The sequence below is a fragment of the Pseudomonas fluorescens genome (assembly GCF_004683905.1).
In the GTDB taxonomy this organism is placed as follows: Bacteria; Pseudomonadota; Gammaproteobacteria; order Pseudomonadales; family Pseudomonadaceae; genus Aquipseudomonas; species Aquipseudomonas putida_A.
In genome coordinates this window covers 4,580,490-4,594,703 of record NZ_CP038438.1, presented here as the reverse complement: position 1 = coordinate 4,594,703, position 14,214 = coordinate 4,580,490, and the positions used below count along the sequence as shown (strand labels likewise).

Annotated in this window: 15 protein-coding genes and 1 pseudogene; 10 read left to right on the top strand and 6 right to left on the bottom strand. The window is 60.2% G+C overall.

Annotated features, from left to right (window positions below; translation table 11 throughout):
- The first annotated feature begins 1 nt into the window (after nt 1).
- Nucleotides 2–541: a peptide deformylase gene (def, locus tag E4T63_RS21215; RefSeq protein ID WP_003227403.1), complete on the top strand. Its 540-nt coding sequence runs from the start codon at nt 2–4 to the stop codon at nt 539–541.
- 125 nt (nt 542–666) lie between these two features.
- On the opposite strand, the gene E4T63_RS21210 is transcribed toward def, so the two are convergent.
- A complete protein-coding gene (locus E4T63_RS21210) occupies nt 667–1,083 on the bottom strand; it encodes a GNAT family N-acetyltransferase (protein WP_135296402.1) in 417 nt (138 codons plus the stop codon).
- A 324-nt stretch (nt 1,084–1,407) separates the two neighbouring features.
- Here E4T63_RS21210 and E4T63_RS21205 point away from each other — a divergent pair, with 324 nt between their 5' ends.
- The 4 genes from E4T63_RS21205 (at nt 1,408) to E4T63_RS21190 (ending at nt 4,960) form a co-directional block, all read left to right on the top strand.
- Entirely contained in the window at nt 1,408–2,349 is a 942-nt protein-coding gene (locus tag E4T63_RS21205; protein WP_135296401.1) for a fatty acid desaturase, read from the top strand.
- Between the two features lie 157 nt (nt 2,350–2,506).
- The gene (locus E4T63_RS21200; protein WP_135296400.1) at nt 2,507–3,298 is read left to right on the top strand and encodes a phosphate/phosphite/phosphonate ABC transporter substrate-binding protein; all 792 of its coding nucleotides are present in this window, start codon (nt 2,507–2,509) and stop codon (nt 3,296–3,298) included.
- Nucleotides 3,299–3,422: 124 nt separating this feature from the next.
- On the top strand, nt 3,423–3,950 hold the full coding sequence (locus E4T63_RS21195; RefSeq protein ID WP_098965228.1) for a sigma-70 family RNA polymerase sigma factor: 528 nt from the start codon (nt 3,423–3,425) through the stop codon (nt 3,948–3,950).
- Nucleotides 3,947–4,960 (top strand): ABC transporter substrate-binding protein, encoded by a 1,014-nt coding sequence (locus tag E4T63_RS21190; RefSeq protein ID WP_098965226.1) that lies wholly within the window; start codon nt 3,947–3,949, stop codon nt 4,958–4,960. Before E4T63_RS21195 ends, E4T63_RS21190 begins: the two co-directional genes overlap by 4 nt.
- A gap of 125 nt (nt 4,961–5,085) precedes the next feature.
- Here the strand turns inward: E4T63_RS21190 and gstA are convergent, their stop codons facing one another.
- Entirely contained in the window at nt 5,086–5,679 is a 594-nt protein-coding gene (gene gstA, locus E4T63_RS21185) for a glutathione transferase GstA (protein WP_098965225.1), read from the bottom strand.
- 99 nt (nt 5,680–5,778) lie between these two features.
- Here gstA and E4T63_RS21180 point away from each other — a divergent pair, with 99 nt between their 5' ends.
- From E4T63_RS21180 to E4T63_RS29045, 3 genes and pseudogenes are all read left to right on the top strand, one after another.
- Complete coding sequence (locus E4T63_RS21180) at nt 5,779–6,669, top strand: LysR family transcriptional regulator (protein WP_098965223.1); 891 nt, start codon at nt 5,779–5,781, stop codon at nt 6,667–6,669.
- A 349-nt stretch (nt 6,670–7,018) separates the two neighbouring features.
- A pseudogene (locus E4T63_RS29050) lies at nt 7,019–7,804 on the top strand (PAS domain-containing protein); the annotation flags it as partial.
- A 51-nt stretch (nt 7,805–7,855) separates the two neighbouring features.
- Nucleotides 7,856–8,395, top strand: coding sequence for a methyl-accepting chemotaxis protein (locus E4T63_RS29045; protein WP_256214240.1), 540 nt, complete (start codon nt 7,856–7,858; stop codon nt 8,393–8,395).
- A gap of 126 nt (nt 8,396–8,521) precedes the next feature.
- Here the strand turns inward: E4T63_RS29045 and E4T63_RS21170 are convergent, their stop codons facing one another.
- The 3 genes from E4T63_RS21170 to E4T63_RS21160 form a co-directional block, all read right to left on the bottom strand.
- The gene (locus E4T63_RS21170) at nt 8,522–9,082 is read right to left on the bottom strand and encodes a hypothetical protein (RefSeq protein WP_135296949.1); all 561 of its coding nucleotides are present in this window, start codon (nt 9,080–9,082) and stop codon (nt 8,522–8,524) included.
- Nucleotides 9,083–9,237: 155 nt separating this feature from the next.
- On the bottom strand, nt 9,238–10,662 hold the full coding sequence (locus E4T63_RS21165; protein ID WP_135296399.1) for an MFS transporter: 1,425 nt from the start codon (nt 10,660–10,662) through the stop codon (nt 9,238–9,240).
- Between the two features lie 125 nt (nt 10,663–10,787).
- Nucleotides 10,788–11,228, bottom strand: coding sequence for a PACE efflux transporter (locus E4T63_RS21160; RefSeq protein ID WP_135296398.1), 441 nt, complete (start codon nt 11,226–11,228; stop codon nt 10,788–10,790).
- A gap of 121 nt (nt 11,229–11,349) precedes the next feature.
- On the opposite strand from E4T63_RS21160, the gene E4T63_RS21155 reads away from it, so the two are divergent.
- A complete protein-coding gene (locus E4T63_RS21155) occupies nt 11,350–12,222 on the top strand; it encodes a LysR family transcriptional regulator (RefSeq protein WP_135296397.1) in 873 nt (290 codons plus the stop codon).
- A 140-nt stretch (nt 12,223–12,362) separates the two neighbouring features.
- On the opposite strand, the gene E4T63_RS21145 is transcribed toward E4T63_RS21155, so the two are convergent.
- Nucleotides 12,363–13,394, bottom strand: coding sequence for a LacI family DNA-binding transcriptional regulator (locus E4T63_RS21145; protein WP_047295927.1), 1,032 nt, complete (start codon nt 13,392–13,394; stop codon nt 12,363–12,365).
- Between the two features lie 216 nt (nt 13,395–13,610).
- Between E4T63_RS21145 and E4T63_RS21140 the strand changes: the two genes are divergently transcribed.
- Nucleotides 13,611–14,144: a gluconokinase gene (locus E4T63_RS21140; protein ID WP_135296396.1), complete on the top strand. Its 534-nt coding sequence runs from the start codon at nt 13,611–13,613 to the stop codon at nt 14,142–14,144.
- Nucleotides 14,145–14,214 lie beyond the last annotated feature (70 nt).

The window sequence follows — 14,214 nt, the reverse complement described above, 5'->3', positions numbered from 1 at the left end:
CATGATCCGTGAAATCCTCAAAATGGGCGACGAACGCCTGCTGCGCATTGCTCCACCGGTGCCGCCGGAAATGTTCGACAGCCCCGAGCTGTGGCAACTGATCGATGACATGTTCCAGACCATGGAAAGTGTCGGTGGCGTCGGCCTCGCCGCGCCGCAGATCGGCGTCGACCTGCAATTGGTGATCTTCGGTTTCGAGCACAGCGAACGTTATCCGGACGCCGAAGCGGTGCCGCAGACGATCCTGATCAATCCGCTGATCACGCCGCTGAGTCCGCTGACCGAGGAGGGCTTTGAGGGCTGTCTGTCGGTGCCCGGCCTGCGCGGTGCGGTGGATCGTTATCAGCAGATTCGCTACGAAGGCTTTGATCCCAAGGGCGAGCCGATCGTACGCGTGGCGTCAGGCTTCCATGCGCGGGTAGTGCAGCACGAGTGCGATCATCTGATCGGCCGCTTGTATCCGTCGCGGATTACCGATTTCAGCAAGTTCGGCTTTACCGAAGTGATGTTCCCGGATCTCGATCCAACGGCTGACGATTGATCTCGCTAACACCCCAAAAACCCTGTGGGAGCGAGCTTGCTCGCGAATGCGTCTTGTCAGGCAAAAAATGCATCGAATGACACGCCGCTTTCGCGAGCAAGCTCGCTCCCACATTGGGATTCGCATCAGATCGAAGGTGTCAGCCCCATCGCAATCATCGGCTTGCTCCGCGCATACCGGCTCAACCGCTCGGCCAGCGCGTAGGGCAGGGCGGGATCGAAACTGAAACCGCGCCGCTCGTAAAACCCGCGCAAGTCCGGATGACAGAACAGCCACACCGGCTCCTGCAAATACTTCACCGCCGCCGTGATCAACTCTCCGGCGATCCCTTGCTCACGGCAACCCGGATCAACAAACAATCCGGTCAACCAGTACCCGCCCGCCACCGGCCGCAAGCACAATGCGGCAACGATGTCCTCTCGACGGGCCACCCATAACTGCGCATCGCGCACCGCCTTCATCGACGATTGGTGGCGGCGGTAAAACTTGTTCATCAACGGCCACAAAGGCTCGTCGAGCAGGACGTATCGGGTATCGGGCATGGGATCGGACTGGCGGCGGGCAAAGCGCCGATTATAAAAGAACGCGCGCCGCGCGATAGGTGTATACCTGAGCCTACATCCCTGTGAGTGGAGTACGCATCATGTCCAAAGGTATGGATTCAAAGAAAGCCGCGAAGAAGAAACCGGTGAAGACGGCGATTGAAAAGCGTGCAGAGAAGAAAGCCAAGAAGGTCGATATTTTCGGTCATTGATCACGTCCTTCGGGAGCCCGTCCCCCGGGCTCCCGCTTCAGCGCAAAAATAATCTGCAAGATTGCTCGGCTTCGTTGCACAGAAGGGGAAGATTCCTGTTCCGAGCCACGCCATGCCGAATTACTTCGACGCCGACCATCGCCAGCAGATCGAAAACCTGCGCCAGCGCTTCACCGCCCGCACCGAGTGGCCGACGCGGCTGCTGCTGATCGGCGTGTATGGCGGCTGGTTCGCGATCATCCTCAACAGTCAGTGGCTCGGTCGCGGCTTGAGCACATTGCTGCTGATTCCGCTGTTGGTGCTGTGGCTGTCGGTTCAGCATGAATTGCTGCATGGGCATCCGACCCGCTCGGTGCTTTTCAATAAAATCCTCGGCTATGCACCCTTTGCGGTGTGGTACCCGTACACCTTGTATCGCGACAGCCATCTGCTGCATCACCGCGATGAACATCTGACCGTGCCCGGCGTTGACCCGGAAAGCCGTTACCTGACAGCGTCGCGTTGGCAGGGCAGTTCGCTATTCGAACGCAGCCTGCACTGGCTGAACAAAACCGTACTCGGGCGTTTTGCGCTTGGTGCGCCGCTGGCCTTACTGGCGTTGGCCGCCGAAGAACTGCAACGCCTGAAAAAACGCGAGCGTCAGGCCTGGTTGATGTGGCTGACCCACGGTGCGTTCAGCGTGTTGATGCTGTGGTTTATCGCGCGCTTCAGCGTGTTGCCGGTCTGGCATTACCTGCTGCTGATCAGTGTGCCGGCACTGTCGATCGCGATGATCCGCTCCTACTATGAACACCGCCCGCACGTTCAGCCGGAGCAGCGCACCGTGCTCAACGAGGCCGGTTGGCCGTGGCGCTGGCTGTTTCTGAATCTGAACTTCCATCTGGTGCATCACGACCTGCCGGGGCTGGCGTGGTACGACTTGCCGGCGGCCTACCGGATGCGCCGCGAGCAGTGGGTGGCGCGCAGTGGCGGGTTTCTGGTGCAGGGTTATGGGCAATTGTGGCGGCAGCATGGATTCAGGCCGATCGACAGTCCGCAGCATCCTTTCCACTGACTTCAAAAACACCACAAAACCCCTGTGGGAGCGAGCTTGCTCGCGAATGCGGTAGAACAGTGACATGTCTGGTGTCTGACACACCGCTTTCGCGAGCAAGTCGAATCGTCGCACCGCCGCTCCCACAGGGGTAAGTATTTGCAGGGAAATAACGTGTATGACCCAACACCATCTCGAACTGCTGATGTACACCGCCCCCGAGCCCATCCGCTTGGCCAACGAACGCTGGATCTCACGCATTCTCGAACATCTCGGCCACTCCCGCCTGAACGCCGCAAGCCTGTCGCTCCCCGAGCTTTGGTTATCGCCGGATCTGCTGCTGACCCAGACCTGCGGCTATCCCTTGATGACCCTGCTGCGCGGTCAAGTACGCATCGTCGGTCGCCCGCGCTACGAATTGCCCGACGCCACTGCCGGCAATCACTGCAGCCTGATCCTCAGCCGTGCTGACGATTCGCGCGAAACCCTGGCGGACTTTCGCGGCAGTCGCGGGGTGATCAACAGTGACGACTCCAACAGCGGCATGAACCTGTTGCGCCATTGTCTGGCGCCGCTGCACCGCGACGGGCAGTTCTTCGGCGCGCTCGGCATCAGTGGCGCGCACCGCGAGAGTCTGCGTTGGGTGCGTGAGGGGCGCGCTGATCTGGCGGCGATCGACAGCGTGACCTATGCGTACCTCGCTCGGCATGCGCCTGAAGACGTCACTGGATTGCGAGTTGTGGCACGCACTGCGCTCAGCCCGACCTTGCCTTTTATCACCGCCGCGACTGCTACGGATGAGCAGATCGAACAGTTGCGCCGGGTGATGAATCGGGCGTTGCGTGAGCTGCCGGATGTTGCACAGACGTTGGGATTGCCTGAGGTGCTGGCGGCCAGCGAAAGCGATTATCAGGTCGTGCTCGACTATCAGCGTGAGGCTGAACAGTTGGGCTATGGCCGCTTGCGTTGAAAGATCGCATATCTCCAAAAAGAATATAAAAATGAAATATAAATATTATTAATGCATAAGGCGCCTTGCTACGATCGCGCCACCGGATCACCGGACATTCAGCGACCCTTACCCAGGAGCCCTTATGTCCGGCGCCGACACCGCTCACCGCAATCATCTCGACGCTCTGTTCCGCGCCCACTACCGCTGGCTGTGCACTTACCTGAGCCGACATCTGCACGACTCCGCAGGCGCGGAAGACATCGCTGCCGAAACCTTCGCGCAATTGCTTCAGGCGCCCAGTATCACGGCGATTCGCGAACCGCGCGCCATGCTCACCACGATTGCCCAACGCCTGCTCTATCAGCGCTGGCGCCGGGCGGATCTGGAGCGCCGGCATGCGCAGCAGATCGACGTCGATGCTGCCACTTCGCCTGAAGACCTCGCGCAACTGAGCCAGACCCTCAAGCGCCTCGATCAAAGCCTGCAACGCCTGCCGGGCAAAGTCCGCTCGACCTTTCTGCTGGCGCGGATCGATGGCCTGACCTACCCGCAAATCGCCGCCGAACTGGGCATCTCTCAGCGTTCGGTCAGCGTTTACATGAGCCGCTCCCAAGCCCTGTGCGACCGCCACAGCGCCAACCAAATCCTGACAGACAAGAGGTCCGCATGAGATCAATCAAAACCCTGCTCGGCCATTCGTTACTGGCGCTGAGCCTGAGCGTCGGCGCTGTTTCGGCGGCGGAAAAAACCGCACCGATCCACTTCGGTGACATCACCTGGGAAAGCGGCAGTTTCATCACCGAAGTGCTGCGCCTGATCGTCGAGAAAGGTTATGGCTACCCGACCGACACGCTGCCGGGCAGCACCGTCAGCCTGGAAGCGGCGCTGGCGAAAAACGACATTCAGGTGATCGGCGAGGAATGGGCCGGGCGCAGTCCGGCGTGGGTCAAGGCCGCCAATGAAGGCAAGGTGTTCGGCCTTGGCGACACGGTCAAGGGCGCGACCGAGGGCTGGTGGGTGCCGGAATACGTGATCAAGGGCGACCCCGAGCGCGGGATCAAACCATTGGCACCGGAGCTGAAATCGGTGGCCGACCTGCCGCGCTACAAGGACGTGTTCCGCGACCCGGAAGACCCGCGCCGTGGACGCTTCCTCAACAGCCCGACCGGCTGGACTTCGGAGATCGTCAACAGCCAGAAGCTCAAGGCCTATGCGCTGACCGACAGCTACGTCAACTTCCGCACCGGCTCCGGCGCGGCGCTGGATGCCGAGGTGGCGTCGTCGATCAAACGCGGCAAACCGGTGCTGTTCTATTACTGGTCGCCGACGCCGCTGCTCGGTCGCTTCAAACTGGTGAAGCTCGAAGAGCCACCGTTCGATGCTGAAGCCTGGAAAACCCTGGCCGATGCCAACAACCCGAATCCCAAGGGCACCCGCTCGATGCCGGCCAGCCTGGCGATTGGCGTGTCGGCGCCGTTCAAGGCGCAATACCCGGAGCTGGTGTCGTTCTTCGAGAAAGTCGATTTGCCGATTGATCTGCTGAACCAGACGCTGGCCGGGATGAGCGAAAAACGCCAGCCACCACGGCAGGTAGCCGAAGCATTTTTACGCGATCAGCCGCAGGTGTGGAGGGCGTGGGTGCCGGGTGAGGTGGCGAGCAAGGTGACGGCGGGGCTTTGAGTTTCTCCCGGTTGATCTGCGTTGTTTGAACGGACGCCTTCGCGAGCAAGCCCGCTCCCACAGGGGGATCGTGCACGCCACAAATCCAGTGTGGGAGCGGGCTTGCTCGCGAATGATCTAAAGACTTACGCCGCTTCCGCCGCCAACGCCGCGATCACGGTCGGCCGCTGCTCGACGCGCGCCTGAAACCGCGCCAGTGCCGGCCACTGCGCCAGTTCGATCCCGAACAACCCGGCCCAGCGCAGCACCACAAACAACAAAGCATCCGCGACGCTGAAGCCGCTCGGCAACAGATACTCCTGCTGCTCCAGCACCCTGACCAACACCGCAAAACGCTTGAACAACTTCTCCTTGATCACCTCGGCCGGCAACCGCTCATCGAACAGCGCGCCGAGGCTGCCGTGAATCTCGCTCGAAATGAAATTCAGCCACTCCTGCAAACGCAGCCGTTCGAAACTGCCGGGCGCCGGCGCCAGCCCTGACTGTGGTTGAAGATCCGCCAGATATTGCAGGATCACCGGGCCTTCGGTCAGCACCGCGCCGTCGTCCAGTTGCAGGGCCGCGACGTAGCCCTTGGGATTGATCGCGAGAAAGTCTTCGCCGCTGGCCGTGCGCTTGCTGCGATTGTCGACGCGGATCAGCACGAAGGGCAGTTTCAGTTCGCGCAGCACAATGTGCGGCGCCAGTGAACAGGCTTGCGGGGCGTAATACAGCTTCATCGGCAGCTCTCTGGTGGGGATTTGGCGCCAGTGTCATAGTGCGCCGCACCTTCGGTAAAATTAATCTTTCAGAAAGCAGCCATAAGGACAGCTACTGCCATGATGAACCTGATGCATTGGCGGCTGGTGGTCGCCGTCGCCGATCACGGCAACATCACCCGCGCGGCCGAGCGGGTCGGCATGACCCAGTCCGGCGCGAGCCAGGCTTTGGCGTTGATGGAGGAAACCCTCGGCGTGCAACTGTTCAGCCGCGAAAGCCGACAGACCTTGCCCACCGCCATCGGCCTGCCGGTGATCGAGCAGGCGCGGCTGATGCTCGGCGCCCTAGAGACCATTCGCCAGACCGTCGACAGCGTGCGCCCGATGCTGCGCGGGACAATTCGTCTGGCGAGTTTTCCCATGGTGCTGGCGAGTTTTCTGCCGCCGCTGTTGCGCCAGTTCAATCGGCTGTATCCGGGGATCGAAGTGGTGGCGCTGGAGGTCAGCGACGACGAGGTGGAAACCTTGCTGGCGGCCGGTCTGGTGGATGTTGGTGTGGTGCTCAACCCGGCGCCCGAGCGCAATGCCGGGCCGTTGGGCCGTGATGAATGGGTGGCGGTCGTGCCGGCAGGGCACCCTTTGGCGCTGCGGGGGATCGAGCAGGGCGTCAGCCTGCAAGAACTGACGGCGCTGCCCTTTGTGCTGGCCACCGGCGGTTGCTCGACCAACGCCCGCAGCCTCGCCGCTGAAGCCGGGTTGCAGTTGCAGGACGTGCGGGTCGAGGTGCGCGAATGGAGCAGCGCCTTCACGTTGGTGCGGGAAAATCTCGGCGTGACGCTGGTGCCGGAAATGACCTTGCCGGCCGAGCGTCAGGGCTTGCGCGTGATTGCCTTGCAGCCACGTATCGAACGGGTGTTTTCGCTGGTGCTGCCTGCGGGGCAGACGCCGTCAGCGACGGTGCAGGCGTTGCTGGATCTGGTGGCGGAGACGGCAGTCGCGACAGCTCGCTGAACCGTTTCTTGTGCAAAAAGTGCCAGATACTGGCCGACTAGTGGCCTTGCGCACGGCATGGCGCTGGCTATGCTAGCTGTAACTAACTATGTCGACCGTCATCTGTTAGCCGTGATTTCAACGCTGCCAGAGTGCGCAACCCAAGGCACCGGACACTGAACCAACAAGGAGCAAGTTGTACATGGAAGTTTTCTGCACGTTAGGGCTGGCCCGCTGCTGGGCTATCAAGAGAAGGATGTCTTGATTAGAGCGTCGCTGCATGGACCCTCGGATTAAAACATCATTTATCACCTGACAACTTCCTCCCGTGGAGGAATGCGTGTGCCTGTTCTGTGGAACGTAGTGGTGGATGCTGAAAGACCTGACTTTCATCAAATCAAAAGACCGCGCGGAAGGTGATACAACCATGTTCAACCTACATCACAAGGCTGACCTGCAGGAAATCGAGCGTTTCAGCTGCGCCTTGACCGAAGCCAACGCCAAGCTCGAAGCGATCAGCCGTTCGATGGCGATGATCGAATTTACCCCCGAAGGCATTGTTCTGGATGCCAACGAAAACTTCTGCAAGACCATGGGTTACAGCGCTGAGGAAGTGCGGGGAAAACATCACCGGGTGTTTTGCGAAGAAGCGTTTTACCGCAGCGAGGAGTACGCCAGATTGTGGCGCGACCTGGCCCGGGGTGAGCCGATCAGTGGCACGTTTCTGCGCTTGAACAAGTCCGGCAAGGAGATCTGGCTCGAAGCCAGTTACATGCCGGTGTACGGCCCGGACAAACAAGTCAAAAGTGTCATCAAGGTCGCGTCGGATATCACCGCCCGGGTCAACAAAGAGCACGAAGAAGAAAGCATGCTGGCGGCGATCAGCCGTTCGATGGCGGTGATCGAGTTCACCCCGGACGGCAACGTGATTACCGCCAACGACAACTTTCTGAAAACCATGCAGTACTCGCTCAACGAAATCGTTGGCCATCACCACAGCATGTTCTGTCACCGTTCCGAATCCGAGTCGGCGCAATACAAGGCATTCTGGGCATCGCTCAATCGCGGCGAATATCACTCGCACCGTTTCGAGCGCAAGAACAAGTCCGGACAGATGGTTTATCTCGAAGCCTCGTACAACCCGCTGTTCGACACCAAGGGCCGTTTGTACAAAGTGGTGAAGTTCGCCAGCGACATCACCCAGCAGATGACTACCTTGCAGAACGCCGCGGAATCGGCCCACAGCACCTCGGTACAAAACGACGCCTGTGCGCAAAAAGGCTCACAGGTGGTGCAGCAAACCGTGCAGATCATTCAGGACATTTCCCGCGACCTCAACGAAGCGGCGCTGAGCATCGATGCGGTCAGCAAGCAGTCGGACATCATCGGCACCATCGTCCAGACCATCCGCGGCATCGCCGACCAGACCAACCTGCTGGCGCTCAACGCGGCCATCGAAGCGGCGCGAGCCGGTGAACACGGACGCGGATTTGCCGTGGTCGCGGATGAGGTGCGCAGCCTCGCGGCGCGCACCAGTCAGGCGACCCTGGAGATTGTCGAAGTGGTACGCAAAAACCATGACCTGTCACTGAGCGCGGTGTCGAGCATGCAGTCGAGCCTAAGCCGCACCGGGCTGGGTGTGGAACTGGCGAACGAGGCGGGGGAGGTGATTCTGGAGATTCAGCAGGGATCACGGCATGTGGTGGATGCGATCGGGCAGTTCAATGCGACGTTGCAACTAAACTGACACCCATCAACAACGGTAGGAGTGAGCCTGCTCGCGATTGCGGTGCGTCAGTCACTGGATAAGTAACTGATGTATCGCTATCGCGAGCAGGCTCACTCCTACATTGGTGCCTAAGCAACTTTCAGATCACAGCGCCGCGAGAAACTTGTCCGCCAGTTTGTCGCTGTCTTTGACGTCATTGACGTTGTCTTTTTCCGCTTGCGCCAGCTTCATCTTGTCCTGCAGACGCTCGGCGATCTCTTTGCCGATGGCCAGTTGTTTCTCCGGCGGCATGGCTTTGATGTCGTCTTCGGTGATGCCCATGCTCTGAAGGATACTGTCGCGCAGGCGCTGTTCCGGCGACTTGCTCATGTAGTCCTTGAACGCGTCAGTGGCCGAGGTCCCGGTGGTGGTGCCGGCCGCCGTGGCGTCGGTGGTTTGCAGGCCGACACGGGTCTTGGCGAAGGCTTCGTCGACGTTATCGCTGATGCGCGTGGCGGCGGCCACTTGCTGGGTGGCGATCTGCGTGGCCGAATCCTCAACCTTGGAGGTCGCGTCGGTCGCTTGCGACGGGGCCTGGTTCTGCAGCGATTGCAGCATGGCGCCGTGCAGGCCGCTTTGCAGACCGGCAGCGGCGGTCGTGGTCGCGTCATCCGCCAGCCGCTTGGGCAGGTGGATGAGCTGCTGCTGTTTGGCACTGACCAACATCATGATGGAGACCTTTGGATAATTGCTGACGGGCATATCCGAGCAATTACCGTGCCTTTAAAGAAAGTTCTTTTATTTCAACGTGTTAGTGATCTGGCATGTGCAACAAAGCGGTCATCCCTTGCCGTCGGGCGGCAGAGGATGACCGTGTAGCCTCAGCGGTGGGCAATGTTTTCCAGCGCCAGATTGCGCGTGCGCGGGCCGAACCAGCCGATGGTCAGCATCACGATCAGCATGCTGCTGACAATGAACGCGAGCACCCCGGACGTGCCGAAGTTGTCGAGGAACAGCCCGATCAACAGGCTGCTGAACACCGTCGACAAACGGCTGAACGAATAACAGAAGCCCACTGCCCGGGCGCGGATGTTGGTCGGGAACAGTTCGCTCTGGTACGAGTGATAACTGAAGCTCAGCCACGCATTGCAAAAGGTGATCATCACTCCGCAGACGATCAGGCCGAAGGCGCTGGTCTGCAACGCGAACAGAGTGCCGAAGGTCATCGCGCCGAGGGCTGAGCCGACGATCTGCCATTTGTTCTCGAAACGGTTGGCGAACTTGACGAACAGCAATGGCCCGAGCGGGTAGGCGAGGGTAATGATGAACGCGTACATCAGGCTGTGGGTGACGCTCACGCCCTGGCCGGACAGCAGCGCTGGCAGCCAGTTGCCGAAACCGAAGAAACCGATCGCCTGGAACACGTGAAACACGATCAGCATCAATGCCCGGCGCCGATATGGCGGCTGCCAGATGTCGGCGAAGCGACCCTTGCCTTCGACATCCACCGGGACGGCTTCGGGGGCATCCAGCGGTTGGCGGTGATCCTTCTCGCAGCGGGCTTCGATGTCGTCGAGAATCCTGTTCGCTTCATCGAAACGCCCATGCTGCGCCAGCCAGCGCGGTGACTCCGGCAGACGCTTGCGCAGCCACCAGATGAACAGTGCAAACACCGCACTCGCCAGCACCACCCAGCGCCAGCCGGACACACCGAACGGCGCCTGCGGCACCAGCCACCAGGACATGAGTGCCACTGCCGGCACCGAGAGAAACTGTACGAAAAACGCGAAGGCGAACGCTGAACTGCGCATGCGTTTGGGCACCAGTTCCGAGAGGTAGGCGTCGATGGTCACCAGCTCGATACCGAGGCCGATGCCCACCAGAAAGCGCATGCAGATGATGCCCAACGCCGAGCTTTGAATGCCCATCAGCACCGTGGCCACGGTGTACCAGACCAGCGCAAAGGTGAAGATCGCGCGACGGCCGAATCGATCGGCCAACGGGCTGAGCAGGCTGGCGCCGAGGAACAGGCCGAGGAAGGTCGCCGACGCGAACGCTGCCTGATCGGAGAAGCCGAACACGCCCTGATTGCCGGTGGCGAATATCCCGTCACGGATCAGCCCCGGACTGATGTAGGCGGTCTGGAACAAATCGTAGAGTTCGAAGAAACCACCAATCGACAACAGCGCCACCAGTCGCCAGATGGTGGCGACGGCGGGCAGGCGGTCGATGCGGGCGGAAATCTCGGCGGCGCGTATCGGGTCGATGCCGTCGCTTTGCGCGGCGGCGGGGGCGTGAGCAGTCATCTGCGGATCCATTTTTTATTGATGGAAAAGCTTAGCCTGCTATCGGAGTTGATGGATTGTGAATTTCGGCGGTTAGCCCCGGAGAACCGCCGATTTCTTGCAATAACTGCTTACCAATTAACGATTTATGCCGCAGCGATCGAATCGGGCAGCGCCGACGTCGGCAAGCCGAAAATGCGATCGAACAGCCAGTTGAAGGCGAACGTGTAGCACGGGATGAAGATGATCAGCGCCAGATCCAACAGGAACGCCTGCACCAGACTGATATTCATCCACCAGGCGATCAGCGGAATCAGGAACACGATCAGTGTCAGCTGAAAACCGACTGCATGAGCGACGCGCCGTTTGACCGTGCGGGTGCGCGATTTCTGGCGGCTTTCCCAGTGCTCGAACAGCGAGGTGTAGATGAAATTCCAGGTCACCGCGATGGTGGTGATGATCACCGCCAGTGGGCCGGTGCTGCCGGGCGACGTGCCGGACAACAGTGCCAGGCCTAGGGCGGAGAAGGTCATGCCGATCACTTCGTAGAGCGACACGTAGACCAGTTTGCGTTTGACGCCTTGCATGGGTTTTGCCTCTTTCTTGCAACGTGTTGGCCAGCGAGACTGGCGGAGACGGCAAAAGATAGCTTCAATGGGCGTGACAGAAAAAGTCAGTAGCTTTCAGTTTTGGTGATAGGTAGATGAAGTGAATTTTAACAGCGACAGCATCGAACTGTTCCTCGCAGTGATCGAGCGTGGCTCGTTTTCCGCTGCTGCCCGCGCTTTGGGGCGGGTGCCGTCGGTGGTGAGCATGGCTATCGGCAATCTGGAGGCGGAGCTTGGCTATGCCTTGTTCGATCGCAGCCACCGCGAACCGCAGCCGACGGCCATGGCGCTGTCACTGGTGCCCCATGCACGGCTGATCGCCGAGCAGCTCAAGCAACTGCAGGTGCACGCGGTGGAGTTGTCGCTGGGTCTGGAGAGCAAGCTGTCGATTGGCGTGGTGGCGGACATCGACCGGCGCCGCTTGCTCGCCGCGATCAAGGTGATTGCCGAGCGTCATCCGTTGCTCGACATTGAGGTACTGACCGCGCCGCAGGACGATGTGCTGGCGATGCTGCACAGTGGCCGCGTCAGCGTGTGTCTGGCGTTTGCCGGGTTGAGCATGAACGTGCTGGAGCGTTTTCAGTTTGTCGGCAGCGAACGGATGATCGCCACGCTCGCGGCGGACAGTCCGTTGTTGCAGGGGCAGGATCTGTTTCTCGAAGACCTGGTGCATGTGCGGCAGATCTTCGTCGCCAGTCGCGACTTGCCGATCAGCGAAACCCGGCCGCTGGTGGCCGAATCGCATTGGCGCACCGACACCCTGGAGACTGCGCTGGAGATGGTCGAGGCGGGGCTGGGCTGGGGCAATTTCCCGTTGTCGGTGGTGCAGCCGTGGCTGGACAGCGGGCGCTTGAAGCGACTGAATTTTCGCAACATCGAAAACGGCCTGGTACTGCCGGTGCACGCGGTGTGGCTCAAGAGCCAGCCGTTGCAAAAGGGCGCGTTGGCCCTCGTCGAATTGCTCGGCCACTGAGCCCAACACAAACCCCCTGTAGGAGTGAGCCTGCTCGCGATAGCGTTGTGTCAGGCGATGCATATGTTGAATGACACACCGCTATCGCGAGCAGGCTCACTCCTACAGGGGGTGTGTTTCAACTCAGGATTTGGGAAGGATCAGGTACTCTCGCGAATCTTCAATTCAAAACCCATATCCTCAACGGGCCGCGCCACGCTGTTGCCCGCCATCAACGTCAACATTTGCTCCGCCGCACGCCGGCCGATCGCCTCGCGTGGGGTGTTGATGCTGCTCAGGCGCGGCACCATGTGTTCGGACATCGGCAAATCGTTGAAGCCGAGAATCGCCACCTGCTCGGGGATCTTGATCCCGTTGCGCAGCGCCTCCAGCAGCGCACCCTGCGCCAGGTCGTCGTTACCAAAGAAGATCGCATCCACATCCGGATGCGCCGCCAGCAGTTGCAGGAACAGTTCACCGCCCAGGCCCACGGACGAGGAGCGCGGGGTCAGCACTTCCAGATCCGGGTCGTAGCGACCGGCCTTTTGTAGGGCTTTGCGGAAACCTTCACCGCGCAACAAGGTGCGCTGATCCAGTTGCGCACCGATGTAGGCCAGACGCTTGCGACCGCGCGAGAGCAAATGTTCGGCAGCAGTTTCGCCGGCACTGAGCTGCGAGAAACCCACACAATTCACGCCGGCGGCGCTGTCCAGTTCCATCATGTACACGCAGGGAATATTGCTGGCCTCGATCATCCGCCGCGAACTTTCCGTGCGATCAAATCCGGTCAGCAGCAAACCGCGTGGCTGATAAGCCATGTAGTTGCGCAACAGGTTTTCTTCTTCATCGCGCGAATAGTGGAAGTTGCCGATCAGCACTTCGAAGCCCTTGGGTGTCAGCACCCGATGAATGGCTTCCAGCGTATCGATGAACAACAGGTTGGACAGCGATGGCACCAGAACCACCACTGAATGGCTCTGCGCCGAGGCCAATGCGCGGGCGGCAGGGTTGACCACGTAGTTGAGTTCGAGCGCGGCTTTCTGCACTTTTTCCACCAGTTCGGTGGCCACGGTGCTGACCCCGCGCAGGGCACGGGAGGCGGTAATCGGGCTCACGCCGGCGAGGCGGGCAACTTCATTAAGGGTGGGACGGCCGGTGGTGCGAGTGTTTTTATCGTTTTTAGGGGTGGTCATCGGGCGGCTTGCCAAACAAAAATCAAGGCACTAAGGTAGCGCTGTCCTGATGCAGCTGCAAATGCGTAAGCGAGGTCCTGCCTGATCCTCGCTTTTCGGCGTTGGGAACAAACCTGCTGCAACCCAAAAAAACGACAAGAAGGCGTCGGCAACTTCTGCCTGTGCACTAGAGTCATAGCTAGCAAAGGTAGCGCTGTCTGCGCGCTGAGGTGTTATATGAGTCATCCCATCACCGCCCTGGTCATCATGGGCGTTGCCGGTTGCGGCAAGACGTGCGTCAGCGAGGCCCTGTGCCAATTGAGCGGCGCCACTGCCATTGAAGGCGATACTTTTCATCCGGCCGCCAACATCGAAAAGATGAGCGCGGGGATCCCCCTGAACGACGACGACCGTGCCGGCTGGCTCGACAGCCTGTGCGATGAACTGCGTCGCGTCGATGCATCGGGTAAACGCCCGGTGCTGACCTGCTCGGCCCTTAAACACAGTTATCGCGAAGTGCTACGCAGTGCCTTGCCGGGCCTGGGCTTCGTGTTCCTTGAGCTGACCCCGGAAGTCGCCGCAGACCGCGTATCGCATCGTCCGGGCCACTTTATGCCGGCAACGTTGATCGAAAGCCAGTTCGCCACCCTCGAATCGCCGGTCGGCGAGCCGTTGACCCTGGCCCTGAATGCTTCGATCCACAGCGTTGAAGAACTGGCGTCCCAGGCTCACGTCTGGTGGCAGGCCCACGGTCTGAAACAGGCGGTATGAGTGTGTTGAAAGAGCTAGCGCTGTCCTCACGAATTCTGTTTAACCCGCTTTAATAACAACAACAAGCCAG

Coding starts and splice junctions, on each gene's coding strand:
- def (WP_003227403.1), top strand. CDS start 2: ATGATCCGTGAAATCCTCAAAATGGGCGACGAACGCCTGCTGCGCATT.
- E4T63_RS21210 (WP_135296402.1), bottom strand. CDS start 1,083: ATGCCCGATACCCGATACGTCCTGCTCGACGAGCCTTTGTGGCCGTTG.
- E4T63_RS21205 (WP_135296401.1), top strand. CDS start 1,408: ATGCCGAATTACTTCGACGCCGACCATCGCCAGCAGATCGAAAACCTG.
- E4T63_RS21200 (WP_135296400.1), top strand. CDS start 2,507: ATGACCCAACACCATCTCGAACTGCTGATGTACACCGCCCCCGAGCCC.
- E4T63_RS21195 (WP_098965228.1), top strand. CDS start 3,423: ATGTCCGGCGCCGACACCGCTCACCGCAATCATCTCGACGCTCTGTTC.
- E4T63_RS21190 (WP_098965226.1), top strand. CDS start 3,947: ATGAGATCAATCAAAACCCTGCTCGGCCATTCGTTACTGGCGCTGAGC.
- gstA (WP_098965225.1), bottom strand. CDS start 5,679: ATGAAGCTGTATTACGCCCCGCAAGCCTGTTCACTGGCGCCGCACATT.
- E4T63_RS21180 (WP_098965223.1), top strand. CDS start 5,779: ATGATGAACCTGATGCATTGGCGGCTGGTGGTCGCCGTCGCCGATCAC.
- E4T63_RS29045 (WP_256214240.1), top strand. CDS start 7,856: ATGACTACCTTGCAGAACGCCGCGGAATCGGCCCACAGCACCTCGGTA.
- E4T63_RS21170 (WP_135296949.1), bottom strand. CDS start 9,082: ATGTTGGTCAGTGCCAAACAGCAGCAGCTCATCCACCTGCCCAAGCGG.
- E4T63_RS21165 (WP_135296399.1), bottom strand. CDS start 10,662: ATGACTGCTCACGCCCCCGCCGCCGCGCAAAGCGACGGCATCGACCCG.
- E4T63_RS21160 (WP_135296398.1), bottom strand. CDS start 11,228: ATGCAAGGCGTCAAACGCAAACTGGTCTACGTGTCGCTCTACGAAGTG.
- E4T63_RS21145 (WP_047295927.1), bottom strand. CDS start 13,394: ATGACCACCCCTAAAAACGATAAAAACACTCGCACCACCGGCCGTCCC.
- E4T63_RS21140 (WP_135296396.1), top strand. CDS start 13,611: ATGAGTCATCCCATCACCGCCCTGGTCATCATGGGCGTTGCCGGTTGC.